This is a genomic window from Kitasatospora sp. NPDC058406 (genome assembly GCF_042722765.1).
In the GTDB taxonomy this organism is placed as follows: Bacteria; Actinomycetota; Actinomycetes; order Streptomycetales; family Streptomycetaceae; genus Kitasatospora.
Genome location: NZ_JBHXKE010000362.1, coordinates 3,192 through 6,723, shown reverse-complemented (window position 1 = coordinate 6,723; position 3,532 = coordinate 3,192). Strand labels below are relative to the sequence as shown.

Genomic DNA, 3,532 nt, shown 5'->3' with positions numbered 1-3,532 from the left:
GCTACGAACGCAAGGCCGACCACTTCGCAGCCTTCGCCAGCATCGCCGCAGCCCTCATCTGCACCCGACGGCTATCCAAATGAGATGTCTTCTTAAGGCGCCGAAGAAGCTGCCCCGGGTGCTGACCGCCGCCGAGTCCCAGAGCATCCTGGACGCCTGCACGCGGCTGCGGGACCGGTTCCTGTTCGCGGTGCTGCACGAGAGCGGAGTACGGGTCGGCGAGGCACTCGGACTGCGGCACGAGGACATCGCCGCGGCTGAACGAGAACTCGCCGTGGTGCCACGGGTCAACGACAACGGGGCCCGAACCAAGTCCCGCCAGTCCCGGCAGATCCCCATCAGCGCGGAGTTGGTACGGCTCTATGCCGACTACCTGCACGGCGAGTACGGCGACCTCGACTCCGACTACGTCTTCGTCAACCTCTGGGGCCGCCCGCACGGGCACCCCCTGGCCTACCCGGCGGTATACGACCTGGTCCGACGCATCCGCCGCAGCACCGGCATCGACTTCGACCCGCACTGGTTCCGGCACGGCACGGCGACCAGGATGCTGCGCGACGGCGTCCCGATCGAGGTGGTCTCCAAGATCCTCGGACACGCAGACCTGAGCACCACGCTCTCGGTTTACGGCCACCTGACCGCAGAGGACGCCCGCCGGGTGCTGCAGGACGCGGGCTGGTTCAGCGGCCGGGAGGTACGACTGTGACCTGGGAGAACACTCCACCGAGCGCTTCCGCGAGCCCCGAGTCGGCCCCTGGATATCCGGTCGGACTGCGGGAGAAGCTGATGGCCGCGGTCCGCCCCGACTTCCGAGCCGCAGTCCTGCTCATCGACCCCACTGATCCCGTCTTCGGCAGCCGTCCGTGCCTGATCACCACCTGCCAACGCGCCGCCCGCCTGCACGACTTGTGCGAGGCACACTTCCAGCGCTGGAACCACCAGGGGCGCCCGGACAAGGCAGAGTTCGCGGTGAGCACGGCAGCCCATATCCGCGGCGACGGCGCGATGAAGCCGTGTTCGGTCCCGGGCTGCGGCTACGGCAGGAACAGCACCGGCTTGTGCGTCGCGCACATCCGCCAGTGGCGCCAGGCCAGCCAGCCAGACCTCGCCACCTGGCTGTCTACCCGCTCCCCGGTCACCACCCCCGCGCCGCACGGCCAATGCCGCATAGCCTCTTGCGAGTTGTGGGCAACCGCCCGGACTCCGCTGTGTGCTTCGCACGCCCGGCGCTGGCGCCAGGCCGGGCGTCCTGACCTCGGCGCGTTCGCCGCTGCCCATGAGGACACGCCCGACCAGTGCGAGACGATCGATCTGCTCAGCCTGGCCCTGCCGCTGCGGCTGGAGGTCCAGTACGTCCTGCAGCAGCGCAGTGACGAACAGCAGGCCCGTCTGATCCCCAAACTGGTCCGCCATGCTGTCAACGTACTGGCCCGCAGCGGCATGTGCTCCCTGCTTGAGTGGCCCGAGCCGCTGTGGTGCGAGCGCGTCCTGTCCGTCCCGGGTGCTCGGAAGGCGTCCGGACCGTTCCTGGCCTACGCGCGCCGCGAGGTCGAGAACCTGTACTACGGCACCGGATGGGAAGTCGAATACCCCCGCGACGAATGGCGGCTGCACAACCTCGGCATCCAGGGAACCCTGACGACCCTGCGCTTCGGCGCGATCTCTCAGCCCTGGCTCAAGGACCTCACCAAGCGTTGGGCCAGGTGGCGTCTGACCAGCGGGATCAGCGTCGGAAGTGTCGGCACCGGCATCCTGTCCGTGACCCGGCTTGCGAGGTTCCTCGTTCGTCCCGAACTCGGGGTCGAGCGCCTGGACCAGGTCAACCGGAGTGCGCTGGAGCGCTATCTCGCCGAGCTGCAGATTCTGGGCGGCGGGGAACACCACCGCCGCCTGGTTGGGCAGTTGGGCATCTTCTTGACGGACGTCCGCCGCCACCGATGGGACATCACGCTCCCTGCGGACGCGGTGCTCTTCACCGAAGATGTCCCTCGTCACGCCAAGCGAATGCCCCGGGCCCTGGCCGAGGACGTCATGGCCCAGCTCGAAGACCCGGTCAATCTCGACCGGTGGCAGGACCCGGCCTACCGGCTGATCACCGTCATTCTGATGCGCTGCGGCCTGCGAATCAAGGACGCGACCCGGCTTCCCTTCGACTGCCTGGTTCACGACGGCGACGGCGCCCCCTACTTGCGCTACCTCAACCACAAGATGAAGCGAGAGGCCCTGGTCCCCATCGACGAGGAGCTCGAAGGCGACATCCGCGACCAGCAGCGCCGACTGCGCGAGCGCTGGCCCGCCGGCGTCCCGGTGCTCTTCCCGCGGAAGCTGAAGAACCCGCACGGACAGCAGCCGATGAACGGCGGCACTTACCGGCAGGTCCTCGGCCCCTGGCTGGAACGCTGCGAGATACGTGATGCGCACGGCCAACCAGTTCACCTGACGCCGCATCAATGGAGACACACGCTGGGCACGAGGCTGATCAACCGGGACGTCCCGCAGGAAGTCGTCCGCAAAATCCTTGATCACGACTCGCACGAGATGACCGCCCACTACGCGCGTCTGCACGACACCACGGTCCGCCGGCACTGGGAGAAGGCCCGCAAGGTCGACATCAACGGCGAGCGGGTCACGCTCGATCCGGACGGTCCGCTCGCCGAAGCCGCCTGGGCCAAACAGCGCGTCGGCCGCGCGACCCAAGCCCTGCCCAACGGCTTCTGCAGTCTGCCCGTGGTGAAGACCTGCCCGCACGCGAATGCCTGCCTGACCTGCCCGATGTTCATCACCACCCCGGAGTTCCTGCCCCAGCACCGCCAGCAGCGCCAACAGGTCCTTCAGATCATCTCCGCTGCCGAGGCCCGCGGACAGCAGCGGCTCGTGGAGATGAACCAGCAGGTTCTGGGCAACCTCGACCGCATCATCACCGCCCTCGACCAGGACGACACCGACGCGCAGGAGGTCGCCGATGCGGGCTGACAACAGTGCCCACCTCGCCGTTTCGGCCCAGCGGCGGCACGAACTGACCCGTGCCAAGGCCATCAAGGCCCTGCGCGAACTCGACACCATGGGCACCCCGGTGACCTTCGAGTCCCTAGCCCGCCACGCGGAGGTCTCGCGCTCGTGGCTCTACACGCAGTCGGACATCCGCGCCGAGGTCGAACGACTGAGGTCCCTGGACCGCCGACCTCTGCCACCAGCGACGACCGCCCGCCAGCGCGGCAGCGACGCCTCCCTCGCCCGGCGACTGGAGATGGCCCTGTCCCGCAACCGCGAACTCACCACCGACAACCAGCGCCTCCGCCGACAGCTCGCCCACGCTCTCGGCCAACTCCGCGCCGCCGGCATCGCCAGCACTGAGCAACCCGCAACCTCCCGACGCACTTCGGTAACGATCGGTCCTTGCTGAGGAGGTTCCCAAACCGCGCTGTCGTGGGGGGGGGGGCGGGGGGCGCGGCGCGTGCGAACCAGGGACACCCCCCCGGGGGTATAAAACAAAGAAGCGGGCCCCCACCAAAGAAAGGTATATAAAGGTGGG

Annotated in this window: 3 protein-coding genes; all 3 read left to right on the top strand. The window is 68.2% G+C overall.

The window, feature by feature from the left end:
• Positions 1–79: 79 nt before the first annotated feature.
• The 3 genes from ACFWOG_RS38485 to ACFWOG_RS38475 are packed head-to-tail and all read left to right on the top strand — an operon-like array spanning position 80 to position 3,403.
• Positions 80–706 carry a tyrosine-type recombinase/integrase gene (locus ACFWOG_RS38485; protein WP_380364189.1) on the top strand — a complete coding sequence of 209 codons (627 nt, stop codon included), beginning with the start codon at positions 80–82 and terminating at the stop codon, positions 704–706.
• Positions 703–2,973 carry a tyrosine-type recombinase/integrase gene (locus ACFWOG_RS38480; protein WP_380364187.1) on the top strand — a complete coding sequence of 757 codons (2,271 nt, stop codon included), beginning with the start codon at positions 703–705 and terminating at the stop codon, positions 2,971–2,973. Before ACFWOG_RS38485 ends, ACFWOG_RS38480 begins: the two co-directional genes overlap by 4 nt.
• Positions 2,963–3,403 (top strand): DUF6262 family protein, encoded by a 441-nt coding sequence (locus ACFWOG_RS38475; RefSeq protein ID WP_380364185.1) that lies wholly within the window; start codon positions 2,963–2,965, stop codon positions 3,401–3,403. Before ACFWOG_RS38480 ends, ACFWOG_RS38475 begins: the two co-directional genes overlap by 11 nt.
• Positions 3,404–3,532 lie beyond the last annotated feature (129 nt).

What these genes read in the sequence shown, in the direction of transcription:
- ACFWOG_RS38485 (WP_380364189.1), top strand. Translation starts at nt 80, where the DNA reads ATGAGATGTCTTCTTAAGGCGCCGAAGAAGCTGCCCCGGGTGCTGACC.
- ACFWOG_RS38475 (WP_380364185.1), top strand. Translation starts at nt 2,963, where the DNA reads ATGCGGGCTGACAACAGTGCCCACCTCGCCGTTTCGGCCCAGCGGCGG.